Origin of the sequence: Pseudomonas sp. SIMBA_067, from assembly GCF_046534675.1 — a bacterium.
Taxonomy (GTDB): Bacteria; Pseudomonadota; Gammaproteobacteria; order Pseudomonadales; family Pseudomonadaceae; genus Aquipseudomonas; species Aquipseudomonas putida.
In genome coordinates this window covers 1-294 of the sequence record NZ_JAWRYH010000245.1, presented here as the reverse complement: position 1 = coordinate 294, position 294 = coordinate 1, and the positions used below count along the sequence as shown (strand labels likewise).

At 60.5% G+C, this 294-nt stretch carries 1 protein-coding gene; it reads left to right on the top strand.

The annotated features are described in order from the left end of the window. Window positions 1–294 (top strand): cupin domain-containing protein (locus SB765_RS28940; protein ID WP_410932394.1); only part of this gene is annotated, 294 nt, incomplete at both ends.

Here is a 294-nt window from a genome sequence, read left to right as displayed (position 1 = left end):
CTGCGTCGCGGCCCGTTCGCCGAAGATGCTTTCAGCACCTTGCCTGAACGCGAATGGACCCTGCTGGTGCAGGCCGTTGACCAGTTCGTGCCGGAAGTGGCCGAGCTGCTGGAACAATTCCGTTTCCTGCCAAGCTGGCGCATCGACGATGTGATGATCAGCTTTGCTGCACCGGGAGGCAGCGTAGGCCCGCATTTCGATAACTACGACGTGTTCCTGCTGCAAGCCCAAGGCAAGCGCAACTGGAAGATCGGCCAGATGTGCAGCTCCGAAAGCGCGCTGTTGCAACACGCC